This is a genomic window from Methylocystis sp. Sn-Cys, from assembly GCF_016745395.1.
GTDB lineage: Bacteria > Pseudomonadota > Alphaproteobacteria > Rhizobiales > Beijerinckiaceae > Methylocystis > Methylocystis iwaonis.
In genome coordinates, this window is sequence record NZ_JAERVJ010000010.1 from 56,440 (window position 1) to 76,982 (window position 20,543).

23 protein-coding genes are annotated in these 20,543 nt (G+C 64.9%); 12 read left to right on the top strand and 11 right to left on the bottom strand.

What is annotated here, in order from left to right:
- Positions 1–8: 8 nt before the first annotated feature.
- Together JJT62_RS17085 and JJT62_RS17090 are read right to left on the bottom strand one after the other, a co-directional pair.
- Positions 9–815, bottom strand: coding sequence for an ABC transporter ATP-binding protein (locus tag JJT62_RS17085; RefSeq protein ID WP_202073987.1), 807 nt, complete (start codon positions 813–815; stop codon positions 9–11).
- A 10-nt stretch (positions 816–825) separates the two neighbouring features.
- The gene (locus JJT62_RS17090; protein ID WP_202073988.1) at positions 826–1,968 is read right to left on the bottom strand and encodes an MlaE family lipid ABC transporter permease subunit; all 1,143 of its coding nucleotides are present in this window, start codon (positions 1,966–1,968) and stop codon (positions 826–828) included.
- 120 nt (positions 1,969–2,088) lie between these two features.
- On the opposite strand from JJT62_RS17090, the gene dgcA reads away from it, so the two are divergent.
- Positions 2,089–3,072: an N-acetyl-D-Glu racemase DgcA gene (gene dgcA, locus JJT62_RS17095; RefSeq protein ID WP_202073989.1), complete on the top strand. Its 984-nt coding sequence runs from the start codon at positions 2,089–2,091 to the stop codon at positions 3,070–3,072.
- On the opposite strand, the gene JJT62_RS17100 is transcribed toward dgcA, so the two are convergent.
- Positions 3,073–3,408, bottom strand: coding sequence for a rhodanese-like domain-containing protein (locus JJT62_RS17100; protein WP_202073990.1), 336 nt, complete (start codon positions 3,406–3,408; stop codon positions 3,073–3,075).
- A 219-nt stretch (positions 3,409–3,627) separates the two neighbouring features.
- Here JJT62_RS17100 and JJT62_RS17105 point away from each other — a divergent pair, with 219 nt between their 5' ends.
- Positions 3,628–5,442, top strand: a complete 1,815-nt coding sequence (locus tag JJT62_RS17105; protein WP_202073991.1) for a bifunctional diguanylate cyclase/phosphodiesterase — start codon at positions 3,628–3,630, stop codon at positions 5,440–5,442.
- A gap of 151 nt (positions 5,443–5,593) precedes the next feature.
- Here JJT62_RS17105 and ppc read toward each other — a convergent pair whose 3' ends face one another.
- Positions 5,594–8,386 (bottom strand): phosphoenolpyruvate carboxylase, encoded by a 2,793-nt coding sequence (ppc, locus tag JJT62_RS17110; protein ID WP_202073992.1) that lies wholly within the window; start codon positions 8,384–8,386, stop codon positions 5,594–5,596.
- Positions 8,387–8,670: 284 nt separating this feature from the next.
- On the opposite strand from ppc, the gene JJT62_RS17115 reads away from it, so the two are divergent.
- The 3 genes from JJT62_RS17115 to JJT62_RS17125 all read left to right on the top strand — a co-directional run bounded on the left by JJT62_RS17115 (position 8,671) and on the right by JJT62_RS17125 (position 10,499).
- Positions 8,671–9,885, top strand: coding sequence for an LL-diaminopimelate aminotransferase (locus tag JJT62_RS17115; RefSeq protein WP_202073993.1), 1,215 nt, complete (start codon positions 8,671–8,673; stop codon positions 9,883–9,885).
- 126 nt (positions 9,886–10,011) lie between these two features.
- Positions 10,012–10,266 (top strand): type II toxin-antitoxin system HicB family antitoxin, encoded by a 255-nt coding sequence (locus tag JJT62_RS17120; RefSeq protein ID WP_202073994.1) that lies wholly within the window; start codon positions 10,012–10,014, stop codon positions 10,264–10,266.
- Between the two features lie 5 nt (positions 10,267–10,271).
- Positions 10,272–10,499: a type II toxin-antitoxin system HicA family toxin gene (locus JJT62_RS17125; protein ID WP_202073995.1), complete on the top strand. Its 228-nt coding sequence runs from the start codon at positions 10,272–10,274 to the stop codon at positions 10,497–10,499.
- A 203-nt stretch (positions 10,500–10,702) separates the two neighbouring features.
- Here JJT62_RS17125 and murA read toward each other — a convergent pair whose 3' ends face one another.
- Both murA and JJT62_RS17135 read right to left on the bottom strand, forming a co-directional pair.
- Positions 10,703–11,998: a UDP-N-acetylglucosamine 1-carboxyvinyltransferase gene (gene murA, locus JJT62_RS17130; protein WP_202073996.1), complete on the bottom strand. Its 1,296-nt coding sequence runs from the start codon at positions 11,996–11,998 to the stop codon at positions 10,703–10,705.
- 345 nt (positions 11,999–12,343) lie between these two features.
- Positions 12,344–13,561 carry a beta-ketoacyl synthase gene (locus JJT62_RS17135; protein WP_202073997.1) on the bottom strand — a complete coding sequence of 406 codons (1,218 nt, stop codon included), beginning with the start codon at positions 13,559–13,561 and terminating at the stop codon, positions 12,344–12,346.
- A gap of 217 nt (positions 13,562–13,778) precedes the next feature.
- On the opposite strand from JJT62_RS17135, the gene JJT62_RS17140 reads away from it, so the two are divergent.
- From JJT62_RS17140 to JJT62_RS17165, 6 genes are all read left to right on the top strand, one after another.
- Entirely contained in the window at positions 13,779–14,399 is a 621-nt protein-coding gene (locus JJT62_RS17140; RefSeq protein WP_202073998.1) for a 50S ribosomal protein L25/general stress protein Ctc, read from the top strand.
- 150 nt (positions 14,400–14,549) lie between these two features.
- Positions 14,550–15,155, top strand: coding sequence for an aminoacyl-tRNA hydrolase (gene pth, locus JJT62_RS17145; RefSeq protein ID WP_202073999.1), 606 nt, complete (start codon positions 14,550–14,552; stop codon positions 15,153–15,155).
- Positions 15,152–15,400 (top strand): hypothetical protein, encoded by a 249-nt coding sequence (locus JJT62_RS17150; RefSeq protein ID WP_202074000.1) that lies wholly within the window; start codon positions 15,152–15,154, stop codon positions 15,398–15,400. The genes pth and JJT62_RS17150 overlap by 4 nt, the downstream gene beginning before the upstream one ends.
- A 120-nt stretch (positions 15,401–15,520) precedes the next feature.
- Positions 15,521–15,844, top strand: a complete 324-nt coding sequence (locus JJT62_RS17155) for a helix-hairpin-helix domain-containing protein (protein WP_202074001.1) — start codon at positions 15,521–15,523, stop codon at positions 15,842–15,844.
- A gap of 200 nt (positions 15,845–16,044) precedes the next feature.
- Positions 16,045–16,293, top strand: coding sequence for a type II toxin-antitoxin system ParD family antitoxin (locus JJT62_RS17160; protein WP_370568580.1), 249 nt, complete (start codon positions 16,045–16,047; stop codon positions 16,291–16,293).
- Positions 16,290–16,574, top strand: coding sequence for a type II toxin-antitoxin system RelE/ParE family toxin (locus JJT62_RS17165; RefSeq protein ID WP_202074003.1), 285 nt, complete (start codon positions 16,290–16,292; stop codon positions 16,572–16,574). The genes JJT62_RS17160 and JJT62_RS17165 overlap by 4 nt, the downstream gene beginning before the upstream one ends.
- Positions 16,575–16,668: 94 nt before the next feature.
- On the opposite strand, the gene rplA is transcribed toward JJT62_RS17165, so the two are convergent.
- From rplA to JJT62_RS17180, 3 genes are all read right to left on the bottom strand, one after another.
- A complete protein-coding gene (gene rplA / locus JJT62_RS17170; RefSeq protein WP_202074004.1) occupies positions 16,669–17,373 on the bottom strand; it encodes a 50S ribosomal protein L1 in 705 nt (234 codons plus the stop codon).
- Positions 17,374–17,377: 4 nt separating this feature from the next.
- Positions 17,378–17,824 carry a 50S ribosomal protein L11 gene (rplK, locus tag JJT62_RS17175; RefSeq protein WP_165052563.1) on the bottom strand — a complete coding sequence of 149 codons (447 nt, stop codon included), beginning with the start codon at positions 17,822–17,824 and terminating at the stop codon, positions 17,378–17,380.
- Between the two features lie 194 nt (positions 17,825–18,018).
- Positions 18,019–19,050, bottom strand: coding sequence for a helix-turn-helix domain-containing protein (locus JJT62_RS17180; RefSeq protein ID WP_202074005.1), 1,032 nt, complete (start codon positions 19,048–19,050; stop codon positions 18,019–18,021).
- A gap of 117 nt (positions 19,051–19,167) precedes the next feature.
- On the opposite strand from JJT62_RS17180, the gene JJT62_RS17185 reads away from it, so the two are divergent.
- On the top strand, positions 19,168–19,584 hold the full coding sequence (locus JJT62_RS17185) for a hypothetical protein (protein ID WP_202074006.1): 417 nt from the start codon (positions 19,168–19,170) through the stop codon (positions 19,582–19,584).
- A 27-nt stretch (positions 19,585–19,611) separates the two neighbouring features.
- Here the strand turns inward: JJT62_RS17185 and nusG are convergent, their stop codons facing one another.
- Together nusG and secE are read right to left on the bottom strand one after the other, a co-directional pair.
- Positions 19,612–20,142: a transcription termination/antitermination protein NusG gene (nusG, locus tag JJT62_RS17190; protein ID WP_165052571.1), complete on the bottom strand. Its 531-nt coding sequence runs from the start codon at positions 20,140–20,142 to the stop codon at positions 19,612–19,614.
- A 27-nt stretch (positions 20,143–20,169) separates the two neighbouring features.
- Complete coding sequence (gene secE, locus JJT62_RS17195) at positions 20,170–20,361, bottom strand: preprotein translocase subunit SecE (protein WP_202074007.1); 192 nt, start codon at positions 20,359–20,361, stop codon at positions 20,170–20,172.
- Between the last annotated feature and the right edge of the window lie 182 nt (positions 20,362–20,543).

The following is a 20,543-nucleotide window of genomic DNA, read 5'->3' on the forward strand; positions in this document are numbered from 1 at the left end:
CGTCCTCTTCAGTCGGGACCCTTCGCGGCGAATCGACCGCCGCGCGCCCCGTGAAAATAAGCCCTGAGCCAGGGATGATCCGATTCCAGCAGGGTGTCGAGCGGCCCCGCCGCAATCACTTTGCCATCGGCGAGCGCCGCGACCCGGTCGCAAATCGCGTAAAGACTGTCGAGATCATGGGTGACCATGAACACTGTCAGCCCGAGCGTTTTCTGCAGCGTCCCAATTAGTTCGTCAAATTCCGCCGCGCCGATCGGATCGAGGCCGGATGTCGGCTCATCGAGGAAAACGAGTTCGGGGTCGAGCGCCAATGCGCGGGCCAGCGCCGCGCGCTTGACCATGCCGCCCGATAATTCCGACGGAAATTTGTCGGCCGCGTCTGGCTTCAGCCCCACAAGGTCGAGCTTGAGCATGGCGAGCTCATCCATCAGCCGGGGCGAGAGATCGCGGGTCTCGCGCATCGGCATCTGGATGTTCTGCTTCACGGTGAGGCCGGAAAACAGCGCGCCGTTCTGGAACAGGACGCCCCAGCGCTGCTCGAGCGCCCGCCTTTCAGCCGGCGCCAGCGCGTCGCGATCCCTGCCGAAAATGCGGATGGAGCCGCCACGGGTCGGAACGAGGCCCAAAATCGCGCGGGTCAGCACGGATTTGCCCTGCCCCGAACCGCCGACGAAGCCGAGCACCTCGCCGCGATAGACGTCGAGATCGAGCCCCTTCATCACCACCTTGTCGCCGAAGCCGACGATGAGGTCGCGCACGCTGATGATGACGTCGGCTGTCGCTCCGCCCGGGCCATTGTTGTCGAAAAAGCTCATAGAGGCCCGGCTAATAATGAATCGAGGCGAAAAAGATAGCGAAGAGGCCATCGAGCACGATGACCATGAAAATCGATTTCACCACGGAGGAGGTCACCTGCCGGCCAAGCGATTCGGCGGAGCCCTGCGTCGCCAGCCCGTCGATCATCGCGATCAGCCCGATGACCAGCGCCATGAACGGCGCTTTGATGATTCCGACCATGAAGGTGTTGAACCCGATCGCTTCCTTGAGCAGTGAGGCAAAAGCTGCGGGGCTGATGCCGCCATAGCCCCAGGAAACCAGCATGCCGCCGAAGAGCGCCGACATATCGGCGATGAAGGTCAGGATCGGCAGCGACAGGATGAGCGCCAGCACGCGCGGCGCGACGAGCACTTCGATGACGGAGAGGCCCATGACCCGCAGCGCGTCGATCTCCTCGCGCATCTTCATGGAGCCGATCTCGGCGGTGATGGCCGAGCCCGAGCGGCCCGCGATCATGATGGAGGTGAGCAGGACGCCGAGCTCGCGCAGCACCAATATGCCGATCAGGTCGACGGCGTAGGTTGTCGCGCCAAACCGGATGAGCTGGTAAATGCCCTGCTGCGCGACAATGGCGCCCACGAGAAGATTGATGAGGATAACGATCGGCGCGCTACGCAGACCGATCAGCTCCATATGCGCGACGAGCGACGTCCCACGGAAACGGCGCAGATGCGTCGCGAGATAACCCAGCACCGCGACGAACTCGCCCAGGAAGGCGACGCCCCGGTAGAACTCCTTCAGGCTGTAGACGATGGCGCGGCCGACATCCGACAGAAGCTCCAGCGCGAGCGGGCAAGGCTTGCGCCCCGGCGCTTCGAAATCGCGGTAGGCGGCTTCCTCGAGCAATATGCCGTGCTCGGGGCGCACATGTTCGAGCGCGACGCCGACATTCGATGTTGCGAGCGTGCGACGGGCGCGATTGATCAGCCAGGCGCCGGCGGTGTCGAGCCGAGAGACGCCGGAAAGGTCGATCGTCACGAAGTCGCTGCGGCGGCCGAAATCGACGACCTCCTGCGCTTTGTTCTCGAGCCGCCGGGAGGCTGCGAGGGTCCAATCGCCCGCGAGCGCCAGCCGCGCGCCGCCCTCGCGGGGCGAGACGTCCGGTGGAATCTGGGCGGCGTCGACTGCCATGTGGCCTCGTTCGGAAGGCGATTCAGCCTGAGCTTGCAAATGGTCTTAACTTCGTGACATGCGGTCGACAAGCGCGCAAGCGCACAGCATGAGCCGACCTATGAGCCCCCGGAGACGCCTTTGCGCATCGAGATGACTCTCGCCGTCGAAGCCTATCCCATCGCCGGGCGCTTCGTCATCTCGCGCGGCGCCAAGACGCAGGCGCAGGTGGTCACGGCGACGCTGCGCGCCGGCGACGCCATCGGGCGCGGCGAATGCGTCCCCTACGCCCGCTACGGCGAGAGCGTCGAGAGCGTCGTCGCCGCGATCGAACGCGTGCGCGGCGAGATCGAAGCAGGCGCCGACCGCGCCGTCTTGCAACGGCTGCTGCCAGCGGGCGCGGCGCGCAACGCCGTCGATTGCGCCATGTGGGATCTGGAGGCCAAGCAATCTGGCCGGCCTGCCTCCGCCATCGCGGGCTTCGAGCGCCTCTCGCCGCTCGTCACCGCCTTTACGCTATCGGTCGGAACGCCGCAGGAGATGCGCATGGCCGCGCTCAAAGCCGCCGACCGGCCGCTTCTGAAGATTAAGCTCGCCGGCGAGGGGGACGACGCGCGGCTCGCCGCCGTCCGCGAGGGGGCGCCGCATGCGCAGTTGATCGTCGACGCCAATGAGGCGTGGCGCGAAGAGACGCTGGTCGCGCAGCTCGACGCCTGCGCGCGCCATGGCGTCGCGCTGATCGAACAGCCCTTGCCGGCCGGACAGGACGGCATGTTGGCGGAAATCCCCCGGCCGATTCCCATCTGCGCGGATGAAAGCGCCCATGAGACGGCGTCCCTCGAGGCGCTCCGGGGCCGCTACGACGCGGTCAATATCAAGCTCGACAAGACCGGCGGCCTCACCGAGGCCCTGGCCATGGCGCAAGCGGCCCGCCAAATGGGTTTCGAGATCATGGCGGGCTGCATGGTGGGGACGTCGCTCGCCATGGCCCCGGCGATGCTGATCGGCCAGATGGCGGCTTTCGTCGATCTCGACGGGCCATTGCTTCTGGCCAGAGACCGGCAGCCGGGCCTCGTCTACGAGGGCTCGACCATGACGCCGCCGCCCGCCGCGCTGTGGGGATGATTACATTCCCTGCTCGACCGGCTGGCCGGCGTTGAGCCAGGCGAGGATGCCGCCGCCGAAATGGGTGTTGCAGTCCCGCCGGCCGACGAGCCGGGCCTGCTCCATGGCCGAAACCGAACGCCGGCCAGAACGGCAGTAAATGACGACCTTCTGACCCGCGCCCGCGACAGGGAGCTTCGTCGGGTCGAAGCGCGACAGCGGGTTGAACAGCGCCCCCTTGATATGGCCGGCGGTATATTCGTCGGCCTCCCGGACGTCGACGAGAAGGATCGAGCCGTCGGCGAGACCCGCCTTGAGCGCGTCGAGGCCGATGTCGTTGAAGGGAGAGGCGTTCATGAGCTTCGACTCCAGAGAATTTCAGATCTACGGGACCAATCGCATGCGGGCGGCCCTTCCGTCCAGAGAGGCTGGGCGGCTGGATTTCTTAAGCACAAACCGGGCTATGAGAGCCGGCTGAGGGAATCCGCCTCAAAATTCAGCACAAGCCGCAACGTGGCATTTACGTTTCGAGGCCACAGTGGAGGACCCGAAAACAGCGCCGAAGGTCCGCCAAAAATGCAATTGCGCCATATCGCAAACCGCGGCCTGGAGGCGCCTGCTGCGAACGCCCTTCATTCATCCATTCTCAAACCGCCGCTCGTGACGCGGGAGCTTCCCGCCCCCCCGGTCGCCCCCGCGCCTGTCGCCGGTCCCGACCCGAGGGAGATTTTGTCGTCGATCGGCGAAGTCGTCTATGACTGGGAGATCGGCACGGATCGCCTGACCTGGGGCCCGAATCTCGGCGAAACCCTCGGGCCCATCGCCAGCGAAGCCCTCGACACCGGATTAGGCTATGGCGAGCGCGTCGCGCGTGAAAGCGGCGCCTCCCGCTACGACGCGATCATCCAGTCGGGCAAAACGGACACAGGAGAAGGCGTTCCCTATCAGGTGGTCTACGCCCTCGCCCAACCGCGTGAGCTCGGGCAAGGGCCGCTCGTTTGGGTGGAGGACACCGGCCGCTGGTTCGCCGGCCCCACCGGCAAGCCGGCGCGCGCTTACGGCGTCGTGCGGGTCGTCACCGAACGTCACGAGATGGAGCGCAAGCTCGCGCTCGGCGCGCAGATCGACCCGTTGACGGGCGTTTTGAACCGCGCCCAGCTCGGCGAGCATATCGCCCGCTTCCTCCAGCAGGCGGAACGCTCGCGCAAGCCGTTCGCCGTGCTGCTGGTCGCGTTGGAAAATCTCTTCGCTCTGAACCGCACCTATGGATATGACGCGGGGGATGAGGTCATCGCGAGCCTCGCGCGGCGCCTGCGCGAGAATGTGCGCGCCTGCGACGTGGTGGCCCGGCACGCCGGCAATAAATTCGCTCTCGTGCTCGACAACTGCGACGCCGACGAAACGCTTTTCGCCGCCCAGCGCTTGCTCGATCTCGTCAAAAGCGCGCCCTTCGAGACATCCGCGGGGCCGATTCCCGCCTCGATCCGGATCGGCGGCGTCATCGGGCCACGCGAGGGGCGAGTCCCCCATGTGCTCTTGCAGCGCGCCGAGGAGGCGCTCGACGTGGCGCGCCAGAACAATGGCAAGCGCTTCGTCGCCTATACGGCGTCGCTCGCGCGTGAGGACGCGCGGCTACGCTCGCTGCAGGTCGCCGACAGTATTGTCTCCGCGCTCAACGAGCGCCGCGTCGACCTCGCATTCCAGCCGATCGTCCACGCCGCGACGGGCGAAGTCGCCTTCCACGAGGCGTTGCTGCGGATACGCCTGCCGGATGGGACCGTGGCGTCCCCCGCGGCGCTGCTGCCTGTCGCGGAAAAGGCCGGGCTCGTGCGTCTGCTCGATCAGCGCGTCATGGAGCTTGCTCTGGAGCGGCTCGCCGCCGACCCTCAACTGCGCGTCTCGGTGAACTGCTCCGTGCTCACCGTGCTCGATCCGGAATGGCCGGAGCGCCTCAAAGCGGCGATCGCGATGAACCCGTCCGTCTCTGACAGGCTGATCGTCGAAATCACCGAAACGAGCCTGATCGAGGATTTCGAGACGACGCGGAACCTCATCGCCGTTTGCAAGGAACTGAACGTCAAAGTCGCGATGGACGATTTCGGCGCGGGGCATACCTCCTTCCGCAATCTGCGGGACCTCGACTTCGACATCGTCAAGATCGACGGCGCCTTCATCCAGAATATCACCAACTCACAGGACGACCGTTTCTTCGTCCGCACGCTGATCGACCTCGCGCGCCATCTCTCTCTCGAGGTTGTGGCGGAATGGGTGGAGGACGAGTCGACCGCGCGCATCCTGCGCGATTGGGGCGTCGAATATTTTCAAGGCGCGCTTTACGGCCGGGCGGCAGAGCGTCCCACGCTCGACGACAAGCGGACCGTGGCCAAATAGTACGATTCCCGTTTGAATGACGAAGCCGCCCGTCATTGCGAGCGAAGCGAAGCACTCCAGGGCCGCTATAGCTGCCCTGGAGTGCTTCGTCGCTTACGCTCCTCGCAATGACGGCGGGCGATAGGATTTCAAGCGATAGCCCGCGGAGGCGTCAGCCCGTGTTGCGCAGGCCGGCCGAAATGCCGTTGATCGACATCAGAATGCCCTCGCGAATCTCGTCGTCGATCATCCCGGCGCGGTGGCGGCGGATCAGCTCGACCTGGATGTAATTGAGCGGCGCGATATAGGGGAAGCGTTGGCGGATGGAGCGCGCCAGCGCCGGGTTGTCGGCAAGCCGCTCCGTCGTGCCCAATATCTGCGTCAGCGCGTCGATCGACCGCGCATGCTCGGCCTCGATCATCGCGAAAATGCGCTGCGCCAGAGCGCGATCCTCGACCAGCTCGGCATAGTGCCGCGCGATCTGGAGATCGGTCTTCGACAGGATCATGTCGATATTGGACAGCAGCGAGCGGAAGAAGGGCCATTCCGCCGCCATGCGCTGCAACAGCTCGAGGCGCGTCTTGTGATCCTGCTCCAGATAAGTCGCGATCGCCGAGCCGAAACCATACCAGCCCGGCAAGGCCACGCGCGCCTGCGCCCAGGAGAAGCTCCAGGGGATCGCGCGCAAATCCTCGATCTTGCGCGACGGCTTTCGCGACGCCGGGCGCGAGCCGATGTTGAGCGAAGCGATTTCGGTGATCGGCGTCGAGGCGAAGAAATAATCCACGAAGCCGTCGGTCTCATATACGAGGCCGCGATAGGCGGCCATGCCGGATCGCGACAATTCTTCCGCGATCTCCAGAAACTCCGGAGCGGGCGCCTTGTGCTGCGAGAGCAACGTCGCCTCCAATGTCGCGGCGACGAGCAGCTCCAGATTGACATGGCCGATCTGCGGATTGGCGTATTTCGCCGCGATCACCTCGCCCTGTTCGGTGAGGCGGATCTGGCCGTTCACCGTGCCCGGCGGCTGCGCCAGAATGGCGTCGTAGCTCGGGCCGCCGCCGCGCCCAACCGTTCCGCCGCGCCCATGGAAGAGCCGCATGGCGACATTGGGAATGGAGGCGAAAACGTCAGCGAGCGCGGTCGAGGCGCGATAGAGTTCCCAAATGCTCGTGAGAATGCCGCCGTCTTTATTGGAGTCCGAATAGCCCAGCATGATGTCCTGCTGCGCCCCGGAATTGACGACGAGCCGGTGGATGCCCGGCAGCGCGTAGAATTCGCGCATGATCGGCGCGGCATTGCGCAGATCGCCGATGGTCTCGAACAGCGGCGTGATGATGAGATCGGCCGCCACCGCCTCCGCGTCGCGCGGATCGAGCGTCCCGCGCATCAGGCCGCAGTCCTTCTGCAGAAGCAGCACTTCCAGAAGGTCGCTCACGGTTTCGGTGTGGCTGACGATGTAATGGCGGATCGCTTCATCGCCATAAAGGCGGCGCATCTCGACCGCGCGCTCGAAAATCTCAAGTTCGCTCATCGTGCGGTCGCTATAGACCCGATCCGGCAAACGCACAGGACGCGGGTCGGAGAGGAGCCGCATGAGAAGCTGCTGCTTTTCGGCCTCGGGCAGCGCGGCGTAGTCCTCGGCGACGCGCGCCGCCGCGAGAAGCTCCGAGAGCGTTTCTTCGTGACGGTCTGAGCTTTGGCGAAGGTCCAGCGTCGCGAGATGGAAGCCGAAGACTTCCACGGCGCGGATCAACGGCTCCAGGCGCTGCGAGGCGATCACTTCGCTGTGATGGACGCGCAAGGATTCGTCGATCGTCACAAGATCGGCGAGGAGGGCCCAGCTATTGGCGTAGGGCTCGCCCGGCGCCAGAGCATGACGCATGGCCTGCTGGCCCGTGAGCTTCTCCAGCGTGCCGGCGAGACGCGAATAGACGCCGATCAGCGCACGGCGATAGGGCTCGTTGTCGCGGTGCGGATTATCGTCGCCCGAACGCGCCGCAAGATCCTCGAGCGCCTTGGTCGCGCCGCCATAGCGCCGCGAGATCGACAGCTCGGCGCCGAGCGCATGCACCTCGGCAAGATAGAAGCGCAAGGCCGTCTCGCATTGCATGCGCAGCGCCGTCGAGAGCGAATCTGCCGTGACGTTCGGATTGCCGTCGCGATCGCCGCCGACCCAGGCGCCCATGCGCAGGAAGGGCGGGACGCGCAACCCGTCGAGCTTCGATTCGATATTGCCGTAGAGCCTCGGAATCTCGCGCAGGAAGGTGGAACGGTAATAGGACAGCGAATTCTCAATCTCGTCGCGCACGGTCAGGCGCGACTCGCGCAGAAGCTCGGTCTGCCACAATTGCGTGACGCGGGCGCGCAGCTCCATCTCGTTGCGCGTACGCTCCTTGCCCTTGAGATTCTCATGAGCGGCGAGCAGCGTGAAAATGGCGCGCTCCGCGTCGAGCAGGCTTTTGCGCCGCACCTCGGTCGGATGGGCGGTGAGCACGGGCGAAATCCAGCCGCGCGACAGGGCCGAGGCGATTTTGCCGGGACCGATCGCCGCCTTGCGCAAATGCGAAAACGAGCGCGCGAGACTCGGCTCATCGAGCGTCCCGCCGTCGGCAAGCGCGCGGGCGCGTTCTTTGAGCGGATGCAGATCCTCGGCGATATTGGCGAGATGCGAGAAATAGCTGAAGGCGCGAATGACCGACGTCGCCTCCTTGGCCGTGAGCGAACGCAACAAAGCGTCGAGCTTCGCGGCAGCGTCCTGATCCATGTTACGGCTGGCCGCGACGGACAGGCGGCGGATGGTCTCGATACGCTCGAAAGCCTCGTCGCCTTCATGCTCGCGCACAGCCTCGCCGAGCAGACGCCCGAGGAGGCGAATATCCTCGTCGAGAGGCTTTTCGGTCTTCGCCTCCGGCTCGACCAGGTTCTTTGCCGGAGCTTCCTTGCTCTGTGCGTCGAGCTGCATGATTTACCCTTGAAACGAAACGCCCCACCCCGGGGATCGCTGCTGCTATAGCAGGCCCTGCGCCAGTTTTCGACGTGCACGGAAAGAGACAGTCTTTCAGACAGATGAACGCAAGGGCCGATTTCCACAAGAACTTGTGCCGCCAGGCTCCAGGCGATTCGCGCGCCGCTCTTTCTCCGCCGCCGGAACCCGGGCTCTCGGCGCGTAAAAAGCGCCCCCTCCCGCACGCCGCCCAAATCGGCTAAACTCTCCCTCTCGCGACCTTCCCCCGGAACAAAGACAGAATGTCGGATTTTTATCGCATCAAGCGCCTGCCTCCTTATGTCTTCGAGCAAGTGAACCGGCTGAAGGCCAAAGCCCGCGCCGGCGGGGCCGACATCATCGACATGGGCATGGGCAATCCCGACCTGCCCGCCCCCAAGCATGTCGTCGACAAGCTCGTCGAGACCGCCGGCAAGGCGCGCACCGACCGTTATTCCGCCTCCAAGGGAATCGCCGGCCTGCGCCGGGCGCAAGCCGGCTATTATGCGCGCCGCTTCGGCGTGAAGCTCGATCCCGAGACGCAAATCGTCGCGACGCTCGGCTCCAAGGAAGGCTTCGCCAATATGGCCCAGGCGATCACCGCGCCGGGCGACGTGGTGCTGGTGCCGAACCCCTCCTACCCCATCCACGCCTTCGGCTTTCTGATGGCGGGCGGCGTCATCCGCTCCGTGCCCTCGGCGCCGACGCCCGACTATTTCCCGGCGCTGGAGCGCGCGATGGCGCATTCGATCCCCAAGCCCATCGCGGTGATCGTCTGCTATCCGTCGAATCCGACGGCGGAAGTCGCCTCGCTCGACTTCTACAAGGATCTCGTCGCCTTCGCGAAGAAGCACGAGATTTTCATTCTCTCCGACCTCGCCTATGCGGAAGTCTATTTCGACGACGATCCGCCGCCGTCCGTGCTGCAGGCGCCGGGCGCGATCGACGTGACCGCCGAATTCACGTCCATGTCGAAGACCTTCTCCATGGCCGGCTGGCGCATGGGCTTCGCTGTCGGCAACGAACGGCTCTGCGCCGCGCTGGCGCGCGTGAAGAGCTATCTCGATTACGGCGCCTTCACGCCTGTGCAGGTGGCGGCGACGGCGGCGCTCAACGGCCCCGACGATTGCATCAAGGAGATGCGCGCCATCTACAAGAAGCGCCGCGACGTGATGGTCGAGAGCTTCGCCCAGGCCGGCTGGCCGATCCCGGCGCCGAGCGCATCGATGTTCGCCTGGGCGCCTGTGCCGGAGCGTTTCCGCTCGATGTCGAGCCTGGAATTCTCGAAGCTCCTGATCGAGAAGGCGGACGTCGCCGTTGCGCCGGGCGAGGGCTTCGGGGAACACGGCGAAGGCTATTTGCGGCTGGCGCTGGTCGAGAACGAGCAACGCATTCGCCAGGCCGCGCGCAATCTGCGCCGTTTCTTCGACTCGGCGGATCAGTTGCACAATGTCGTGCCGCTCGCGGCGCGCGGGTGATTGAAAGGCTGTACGCCTGAAGGCTTGCGGTCCGATGCCGCCAGGACCGCGCGCCTTCAGGCGCGCCGAACGCCATGAGTCGAGCATTCACTCCCTTCTAGCGATCGAACCTGCTAGATTGAGTACATGCTCAAAACGCTCTCATACCCCCTCTCGATCGAGCCCTGTAGCGACGAAGACGGTTATCTGGCTGTTTTTCCGACGCTTCCTGGCTGCCAGACTTGGGGAGAGACCTATGAATCCGCTGTGCGCAACGCCGAGGAGGCGCTGGCGGTTTACATAGAGACGCTCGCGGCCAACGGGGACCCGATTCCGGAAACTGGCCAGATCGACCGGCCGGTGACGCTTGGCGTCATGGTCCGCGCCGACATCGCCGCCTGAGGCCAATGACGCCGCGCCTTCCGAGCCTCGACGCCAAAGAGGTCGCCAGGGCGCTCGAAAGAGCGGGCTTCGTCTTCCAGCGCCAGAAAGGCAGCCACGCCACCTATCGCCATCCGGAGACAAAGCGCACCACCGTCGTCCCAATGCATAGCGGCGATATCAAGAGGGCGTTGCTGAGGTTGATAATCGAACAAACAGGAATGACCGAGGAAGAGTTCAGGTCATTGCTCTGAGGCGGTGGACGAGAATCCGGTGAGGCCGCCGCGAGAATGTCGCGCTTGCTCTGGATTCCCGGCCAGGCTTTCAGCCTGCCGGGAATGACGTCTCCACCTTGGCGGAGCGACCGTCATTGCGAGGAGCGTCAGCGACGAAGCAATCCAGCGCGGCGCTCACGGCTCTGGATTACTGCGCTTCGCTCGCAATGACGGAGATGTGTCTACCCCTGCCCGCTGACGCGCTCGATCTGCGCGCCGCAGCCGGAGAGCTTCTTTTCCAGCCGCTCGAAGCCGCGATCGAGGTGATAGACGCGATTGATTGTCGTCTCGCCGCGCGCGGCAAGCGCCGCGATGACGAGCGACACAGAGGCGCGAAGGTCGGTCGCCATCACGGGCGCGCCCTCGAGATGGTCGGCGCCCGTCACAATCGCCGTATCCCCTTCGAGCTTGATGCGCGCGCCGAGACGCGCAAGCTCCTGCACATGCATGAAGCGGTTCTCGAAGATCGTCTCGCGGATGCGCGACGTTCCCTGGGCGCGGGTCATCAGCGCCATGAACTGCGCCTGCAAATCCGTCGGGAAGGCCGGGAAAGGCGCCGTCTCCACGTCGACCGGGGAAATGCCCGCCCCGTTGCGATAGACGCGCAAGCCCTCATTCGTCTCGGTGATCGTTGCGCCTGATTCGCTGAGCGCATCGAGCGCCGCCTGCAGGCTGTCTGCGCGTGCGCCCGCGAGCAACACGTCGCCGCCGGTCATCGCCACAGCCATGGCGTAAGTGCCCGTCTCGATGCGATCCGGCATCACGGCGTGGCGCGCGCCGCCAAGAGACGTCACGCCTTCGATTTCGATCGTCGAGGTCCCTGCGCCGCTGATGCGCGCGCCCATTTTGATGAGGCATTCAGCGAGATCGACGATCTCCGGCTCGCGCGCAGCGTTGCGCAGCACGGTGGTTCCGCGCGCGAGCGACGCCGCCATCAGCGCCGTATGGGTGCCGCCGACCGTGACTTTCGGAAAGTCGATCTCTGCGCCGACAAGCCCGTCCTTGGCCTTGCCGACCACATAACCGTTCTCGATTTCGATATTGGCGCCGAGCTTTTCGAGCGCCATCAGCAGAAGATCGACGGGCCGCGTGCCAATGGCGCAGCCCCCCGGCAGCGATACGCGGCATTCGCCCATGCGGGCGAGAAGCGGCGCGAACACCCAGAAGCTCGCCCGCATGCGCGAAACAAGCTCATAGGGCGCGGTCACGTCGACGATGTCCCGCGCGGTAAAATGCACCGTGCGGCCGGAGTTTTCCGTGTCGGTCGCGCGCTTGCCGGAAATGGTGAAATCGACGCCATGATTGCCGAGAATGCGCTCGAGCTGCGTGACGTCTGCAAGCTGCGGCATATTTTCGAGCGTCAGCGTTTCCTTGGTGAGCAGCGAGGCGATCATCAGCGGCAGCGCGGCGTTCTTGGCGCCGGAAATCGGGATGACGCCGTTCAAGGGCGCGCCGCCGGTGATTTTGATCTTATCCATTAATCCTCGCTGTCGCTCTTTTGCGCGGCCGCCTTTTGCGCCCGCTCGCGAGCTTTGCGGCGCGCTAAATTGGCGCGGAGCGCCGCGGAAAGCGCGGCGGCGTTCTTCTTGGTCCCGGCTTTGCCAGTTTTCGAGCCGGAATCCGCCTCTTTTGGGGCGCGGTCGGGCTCTTTCCCCTGTTCCGTCATCGCTCGTCAACCATGATAGAAAGCGAGGGCCTTCCTAGGCCTTTGCGGCAGGGGTGGCAAGCGCGGCGGCGCGGGAGCAGGGCGGCCTGGACCGCGAGCCTTCAGGCGCGCAGGCAAAAGGCGAGCCTGAAGGCTCGCGGTCCAGAATCCGCCCGGTTTACATCGCCCTCACGGCGAGCGTCCCGTTAATCCCCCCGAAAGCGAAGGAATTCGAGAGCGCCACGCGGATCGGCATTTTGCGCGCCTCCTTGGGGATGGCGTCGACCGGGCATTTGGGGTCCGCTTCCACGAAATTGATCGTTGGCGGCGCAACCTGGTCCCGCAGGGCGCTGATCGTCACGCAGAGCTCCAGACCGCCCGAGGCGCCCAGCGCATGGCCGTGGATCGGCTTGGTCGAGGACACCGGCGGCGGCCGGTCGCCGAAGACGGCGCGCATGGCTTCGGACTCGGTGATGTCGTTGGCGTAGGTCGCCGTGCCATGCGCGTTCAGATAATCGACCGCCGACGGTTCGATCCCCGCGCTCTCGAGCGCCAGACGCATGCAGCGGGCCGGGCCTTCGACATCGGCGCGCAGCGGATCGAAAGCGTCGCTCGTCGTACCGTAGCCAGCAAGCTCGCACAGCGGCGTCGCGCCGCGCGCCCGCGCCGACTCCAGCGTTTCCAGGATGAAGACCGCAGCGCCTTCGCCGAGCGTCATGCCGTTGCGCTTCATCGAGAAGGGCCGGCAGAAATCGGGGGTGAGCACCCGCAGCGCTTCCCACGCCCGCATCGAGCCGTTGATGACGCAGGCCTCGGCGCCGCCGGCGACGGCGCGATCGGCGCGGCCGGCCCGCAGCATCTCAAACGCCTCGCCGATGGCCTGAGTCGCCGAAGAGCAGGCGGAGGCAAGCGCGAAGGTCGGACCTTTGGCGCCGTAGCGCATGCCGAGCGTCGTCGGCGCGGCGCTGGGAATGAGGCGCGGCACGGCGAGCGTCTCGGGGCGCACGCCCTCGGCATACTCATGGTAGGAGGTGTCGTCGATCGTATGGGCCCCGCCGATCCCCGTGCCGATGACGACCGCGGTGCGCGGCCCGCCGATCTCCTTGCGCGCAAAGCCCGCCTGGGCGACCGCCTCATCGGCGGCGACGATGGCGTATTGGGTGAAAGGGTCGCAATAAGGCAGCAGCTCCGGCTCGATGTGCGACGAGGGATCGAAGTCCGGAACCTGCGCCGCGATCTTGATGCGCCCCTGATAGGGCCGGGCAAGCTTTAGCGCCCGGACGCAGGACACGCCGTCGCGCGCCGCCGCCCATAAGGCCGACGCCCCGACGCCCGCTGCCGAGACGGCGCCCATGCCGGTAACGACGACCCGGCGGCGCGATTGGTTTATTGTCATGAAGCCTGATCCCCCCGTAGCCCCCTGTTGTGGTCCCGCCCTCAACTACGCAATATCAATCCTGTTAAAGGTGGTCGGCGATTCGACGCAAGCGAGGCGTTGACGCATCCGCCTTGCCTCAACCGCGCCCCTCCCCTATAAGCTCCCGCTCAGCGCCTGCGTTTCCGACACCCCTGGAGGCCAGCGGCGCTTTTTCTTTTTCTAAAGGACACCGAAAATGGCCGAGATGAAAACGCTCGCGGCCACGGTGCGCAGCGGGACCGGCAAGGGGGCCGCCCGCAGCGTTCGCCGTGAGGGCCGTATTCCAGCAGTGCTCTATGGTGGCGGCGAAGCGCCTCTACCGCTGTCGCTCGACAAGAAGGTCACGACCCAGTTGATCTTCGCGGGCCACTTCCTCACGACGATCTTCGAACTCGAGATCGACGGCAAGAAGGAGCGCGCCATTCCGCGCGACTACCAGCTCGACGTCGTGCGCGACTTCCCGATCCACGTGGATTTCCTGCGCCTGAAGCCCGGCTCGCGCCTCAAGGTGAACGTGCCGGTCCACTTCATCAACCAGGAAACGTCGCCTGGTCTGAAGCGCGGCGGCTCGCTCAACATCGTGTATCACGCGGTGGAGATGTACGTGCCGGCCGACAACATCCCGGAGGCGATCGTCGCCGATCTGGCCGGCATGGACTTCAATGATTCGCTGGGCATGTCGCAGATTCCGCTGCCCGAGGGCTGCAAGCCCACGAATCCGGACAAGAACTTCACCGTGGCGAGCCTCGCCCCGCCGGCCGGCGGCGGAGAGGAAGCGGCTCCGGCCGCCGCCGCGCCCGCCAAGGGCAAGAAGTAAGGGATTTACCCCCTCCCTGTCCCTCCCCCGCTTTGCGGGAGAGGGAACGCTCGAGACCGGCGTTGTCGACTGCTTCGTGACGCCACGCGCCTGCTCCCTCTCCCGTGAAGCGGGGGAGGGTTGGGGTGGGGGCTCTCGGAGTCTGCCGCCATGCTTCTCTTCGTCGGCCTCGGCAACCCCGGCCGCCAATACGCCAAGAACCGCCACAACATCGGCTTCATGGCGCTCGAAGCCATCGCCCGTCGCCACGGCTTTGCGACCGCCCGCGCCCGCTTCCAGGGCCTTGTGAGCGAAGGCAATATCGGCGGCGAGAAAGTGCTGCTGCTCCAGCCCCAGACCTATATGAACGAGAGCGGCCGTTCCGTCGGCGAGGCCGCGCGCTTTCACAAAATTCCCGTGGGCGACATCATCGTCTTCCACGACGAGCTGGACCTCGCGCCCGCCAAATGCCGCATCAAGATCGGCGGCGGCGTCGCCGGCCATAATGGGCTGCGATCCATCACCGCCCATGTCGGCAACGACTACAAGCGCGTGCGCATGGGCATCGGGCATCCCGGCGATAAGGCGCTGGTTCACAGCTATGTGCTGAACGATTTTGCCAAGAGCGAGGAGCCCTGGGTCGAGGCGCTCTGCGACGCCATTGCCGACAACGCCGCGCTGCTCGTCAAAGGCGACGACAACGGGTTGCAGAACCGGCTGCATCTCGCCCTGGAGGCCAAGGGCTTCGACACGGTGAAGCGGGTCGGCGAAAAATGAGCCTTCGGCTGGTCGCGCTGCTGACGGTTTTTATTATCCCCGTCGCCGTCGCTCAGACGTCGCCCGCTGCGCCCGACGCAGCGGCGCCGTCCCATGCGTCGCAAAAACCCGTGCCTGCATTCGGCGACGATCACCCAGAGTGTGGGGAATGGAGCGACGGCTGCATTGTCTGCACGCGCGACGGCTGCTCGCTTCCGGGCATTGCCTGCGTGCCGAAAGACCCCGTCTGCCGCAAAACCAAGTAACGGCCATCGAGACCACTTTGTTAAACGGCGGCTGAACGGCGCCCTCAGCGGCGGTTCAGCAGCTTTGAACGAAACTCCAATCCATCGAGACACGGTCTCGACCACCAGGAGTTTCAAGCGATGATCCGCAATCTTCTTCTCGCCGCCGCCCTCCTCGCCGCCGCCCCGGCCCTCGCCGAAGCGCCGGTCGCCAAGCCCACGACGCCCGCCCCGGTCGCGACCATGACTCAGGCGCCCTCCGCCAAAATGGCGGCCGAAGCCCAGCGCCTGGACCTCAATACCGCGACCGTCCAGCAGCTCTCCGAGGTGAAGGGCTTCAACAAGACGATCGCCGAAGCCATCGTGAAGGCGCGCCCGTTCAAGCAGGTCGACGAACTGGCGGCGAAGAAGATCGTCACCGGCGAGGTTCTCACCCAGGTAAAGGACCAGTTGATCGTCCGCTGAGACGGATGGAGAGCAAGCGCCCGCCGGTTCGGCGGGCGCTTTTGTTTGAGACGCAAGCTCCCAGTGAATTCAGGCACTTCGCGCGCCAGGCTCGAGAGAGCGCCCGGATTGCGCTGTGGGTCCGTTGAAAGCGGTGGTAATTTTCCCTACCATCACGGCAAGGAGAGAACTGCGCGATGGGCAGGGTCGAAAAGATCAGCGTGGCCGTGACGGCGGAAATGGCGGCAATGATGCGAGAGGCTGTCGAAACGGGCGAATATGCCTCGGCCAGTGAGCTGATGCGCGAAGCGCTGCGGGACTGGAAGCTGCGCCGCCAGCAGCGCGAGCAGGCGATTGGCGAATTACGGCGGCTTTGGGATGAAGGAATGGAAAGCGGTCCTCCGAACGACGGCGAGGATGCTTTCGCCCGGCTAAGGGCTAACCTCGCCCCCAAATTCTCGGAGAAATGAGTTTCAAGCTTCGGCCTCAGGCCGAACGAGATATCGAAGAGATTGTTTCATACATTGCCGAGGACAGTCCCTCGGCGGCGCTTCGATGGTTCGAGGGCGTTCGCCACACCTGCCAGCGTCTTGCTGAAATGCCGAAGATGGGCGTCGCCCGGCCTGAAGTCCGGCCTGACCTACGTGTCTTCGCCTCCGGCAACTATCTCCTGGCTTATCGTGAAGTTGATGACGGCGTAGAGATTGTGCGCGTTCTCCACGGCGCGCGGAAATGGCAGGAGCTCCTATAGCCGAGGCCTCCAAGCTCCTGATCTGCGCCACAAGAGAAAAACGAAAAGCCGGCAGGTTTCCCTGCCGGCTTTTCTCTAATCGGGTAATGAGCCCTTACGCCCCGGTGGCGCCGAGCGTTGCGACGTCGACCTTCACGCCCGGACCCTGGGTCGAGCTGATGGCGACGCGCTGGATATAGGTGCCCTTGGCGCCCTGCGGCTTGGCCTTGGCGACCGCGTCCACAAAGGCCTTGATGTTCTCGACGAGCTTGCCCTCGTCGAAAGAGGCCTTGCCCACCGTGCCCTGCACGATGCCGGCCTTCTCGACGCGGAACTCGACCGCGCCGCCCTTGGAGGCCTTCACCGCCCCGGCGACGTCCATGGTCACCGTGCCGACCTTCGGGTTCGGCATCATGCCGCGCGGGCCGAGCACCTTACCGAGACGGCCGACGAGCGGCATCATGTCCGGGGTGGCGATGCAGCGATCGAAATCGATCTGACCGCCCTGCACCGTCGTCACCAGATCCTCGGCGCCCACCACATCGGCGCCGGCGGCCTTGGCTTCATCCGCCTTGGCGCCGCGCGCGAAGACGGCGACGCGCAGAACGCGGCCCGTGCCATTCGGTAGATTGACCACGCCGCGGACCATCTGGTCTGCGTGCTTGGGGTCGACGCCGAGGTTCATGGCGATCTCGACCGACTCGTCGAACTTGGCCGTGGCGCGGCTGCGCACGAGCTTTACAGCGTCGTCGACCCCGTAGAGCTTGGTGCGCTCGATGCCCTCGCGGGCCTTGGCGATGCGTTTTCCGATATGCGCCATGATCTTACTCCACCACCTCGAGGCCCATCGCGCGGGCGGAGCCGGCGATCATCGACATTGCGGATTCGATCGACGCGCAGTTGAGATCGACGATCTTCTTCTCTGCGATCTCGCGGATCTGCGCTTGCGTCACCTTGCCGACGACATTACGGCCAGGAGTCTTCGAGCCCGAGGCCGGCTTCTTGCCGATCTTGAGGCCAACGGCCTTCTTCAGGAAGAAGGAGACCGGCGGCTGCTTCATCTCGAAGGTGAAGGAGCGGTCCTGATAGGCGGTGATGATGACGGGGATCGGCGTCCCCTTCTCCATCTGCGCCGTCTTGGCGTTGAACGCCTTGCAGAACTCCATGATGTTCAGACCGCGCTGACCGAGCGCGGGGCCAATCGGCGGCGAGGGGTTCGCCGCGCCGGCCGGCACTTGCAGCTTTATGTAGCCGGCAATTTTCTTCGCCATTTGCTTTCTCCAACGAATGACGACGCCGCACGCTGACGCACGCGGGCCATCGGTTGCAGTCCGTGGTCCGATCCGTTCTCCCCGATGGCGTCAGGGCGGACCCGCCACGTCGGTTTTCGTTCCTTTAGAGGAACGAAAAAAGCCCTCTGAGGGAGGGCTGGCGGTCTTATAGCGGAGTGGAGCGGGAAGGCAAATCATTTTGCGCGCGGCGCAACGCCGCGTTCCGCTCTTCGGGAAGACGCCGCGCGCGCTTCTCTCGGGCTCACCCCAAATCTCGCCCGGAAGGCGCGGCTGAAATGCGCAGCGTCGGGGAAACCGAAATTGTCGGCGATCCGACCGATTGAAACATGCTCGAAAGCGGGATCGGCAAGCTGTTGGCGCGCCGCCTCCAGGCGCGCCCGCCGAATATGGCCGGAGAGCGTCGCGCCGTCCTGCTGAAACAGCTCCTGAAGCCGGCGCTCGGATAATCCGACGGCCGTGGCGACCATTTTCCCGCTCAAAGACTCGCGGTGAATATTCCCGGCAATAAAGGCCTTGGCCCGGCGCAAGGTCAGCGCTGCGCCAGCAGGTTGCGCATGGCCATATGTGACGGCAAGGCCCGCGGAAACGATTTCGAGACCCGCCGCGACGAGCCGGCGCGTGCTCATCGGGTCGAGGGCCGGCAGCCGCAAAACAAGGTCCTTCCAGTAATTCGCCGCCAACCCGCCGGGAGCGGATGCGGACGACAAAGGCGCCGCGACGAAAGGACGAAGATCGCCAAGCGCCGCTTCGACGCTCGCGCGGTCGGCGGTCACGACAATAGCGCGGGTGCGCGCCGCGACCTCTAGCCGATAGGGGCTCACACTTTCATAAAGGCAGAGGTCGCCGGGCCCAAGGCGCGCGACGCGGTCGCGCTGAGAGATGCGGCATTCCCCCGAGAGAATGAGGGTAAGCAAAGCCGTCTCCGTCGACGCGCGGCGAATACGTTCCGCCGTGCGATCCAGGCGTTGGAACGCCGCGTCGACGAGGGTGAGCGTCCCGTCCTGAAATGGATGAACCGTCATCGAGCCCGTGAAGGCCTCGCGGACCGGCGCGTCGGTTGGAGCGCGCATGTCGACATCGACGAGATGATCGCCGACGGCGTCCCGCCACCGCCGCAATCGCTGCTCCAGCGAAAGGCCAGGCAAATCGAAGCGTAGATCGCGCGCTTCCATCGATACACCGCAGGAGTTCGAGGGCTGCGACATGAACCGTCGCTTCGCGCCTCCGGTCAAGTCTTTCCGCGCGTCCATGCAAGCTGGCTGCTGCGAAAGGGGCCATACTGCAGACCTAGCTCAGCCACGCCAGTTCGGAAAGGAACTTACATGCCGCTTGCCGTTTTTGCCCTCAGCGCCTCAGCCTGTCTCTTCGTCGCGCTCATCGAAGCATGGCTGCTCCTCATTACGGCGAAAGGAAGCGGCGCGGCGTCCCGCTGGATTCCAAATATCAAAGACCTGCTGAAATCGCACATCGACTATCTGATGATGGCGTTATTCTTATTTGTCTTTTTCGGACTGTTCCGCCTGCTTGCGGTCGTCCCCCCGGGATGGGCCGTCGCGAGCGCCTGTTTCGGGGCCTTTTTCAATCCGGCGGGCTTTCTCGTCTGCGCCCTCCGGCCCAGCTATGTCGCGTCGCCGCCTAGCGCGTTCCTCGCCTGGATGTTGCTGAGCTGCGTCGCGACCACAGTCGGCTTCGCATCCGCAGGATGGATGATTGCGGCGGCGGCCTTGGCCGCGATCTGACGCCGCGCCTCGCGGGCTCCCGCAGCGTCAGACTTTTTCGACCTGACCGAATTCCAGTTCGACAGGCGTCGGGCGGCCGAAGATCGAGACCGCCACCTTGAGGCGCGAACGGGCCTCGTCGACTTCCTCGACCAGGCCGTTGAAGGAGGCGAAGGGACCGTCCGCGACGCGCACCGTCTCGCCGACCTCGAAGCTGATCGTCGCCTTGGGACGTTCGACGCCCTCGGCGACCTGGCCCTTGATCCGCATCGCTTCGTCTTCGGAGATGGGCATGGGCTTGTTGTCGGCGCCGAGAAAGCCAGTGACCTTCGGCGTGTTCTTGATGAGCGAGAACACCGGGTCCGTCAGATTGCACTTCACCAGCACATAGCCGGGGAAGAACTTGCGCTCGGTCGACACCTTACGCCCGCGGCGCACCTCGACGACCTGCTCGGTCGGCACGAGGATTTCCTCGAAAGCCTCGGCCAGGCCCCGCTGCGCGGCGCCTTCGCGGATCGACTCAGCGACCTTCTTCTCGAAGTTCGAATAGGCGTGGACGATATACCAGCGCATGGCCATGGGGCGCGCTCAGCTCCTATAAAAGAATTATTGGCCGGCCTGCAGCAGCACGCCGACGCCGAAGCGCAGGGCGGAATCGACCACGACGAAGAAAAGGCTCGCGAACAGCACCATGAGGATCACGAGCCCGGTCGTGATCATCGTCTCGCGGCGGGTCGGCCAAGTGACCTTGTTCGCCTCGGTGCGCACTTCCTGCAGGAACGTAAACGGGTTGACCATTCGCTTGCCTGACTTGCCTGTGGCGCCGCAAAAGAACGCGCGCCGTAAAACAGTCGCGGCGCGGGACCTTCCGGCCACGCGCCACGTTAGAGGGCCTTATAGCCGGTCGGGGGCAGATCGCCAAGAGGGAAATGAATCCTAAGCTTGGCAGCATGACTCCTTCTCCCGCCTGCGGGAGAAGG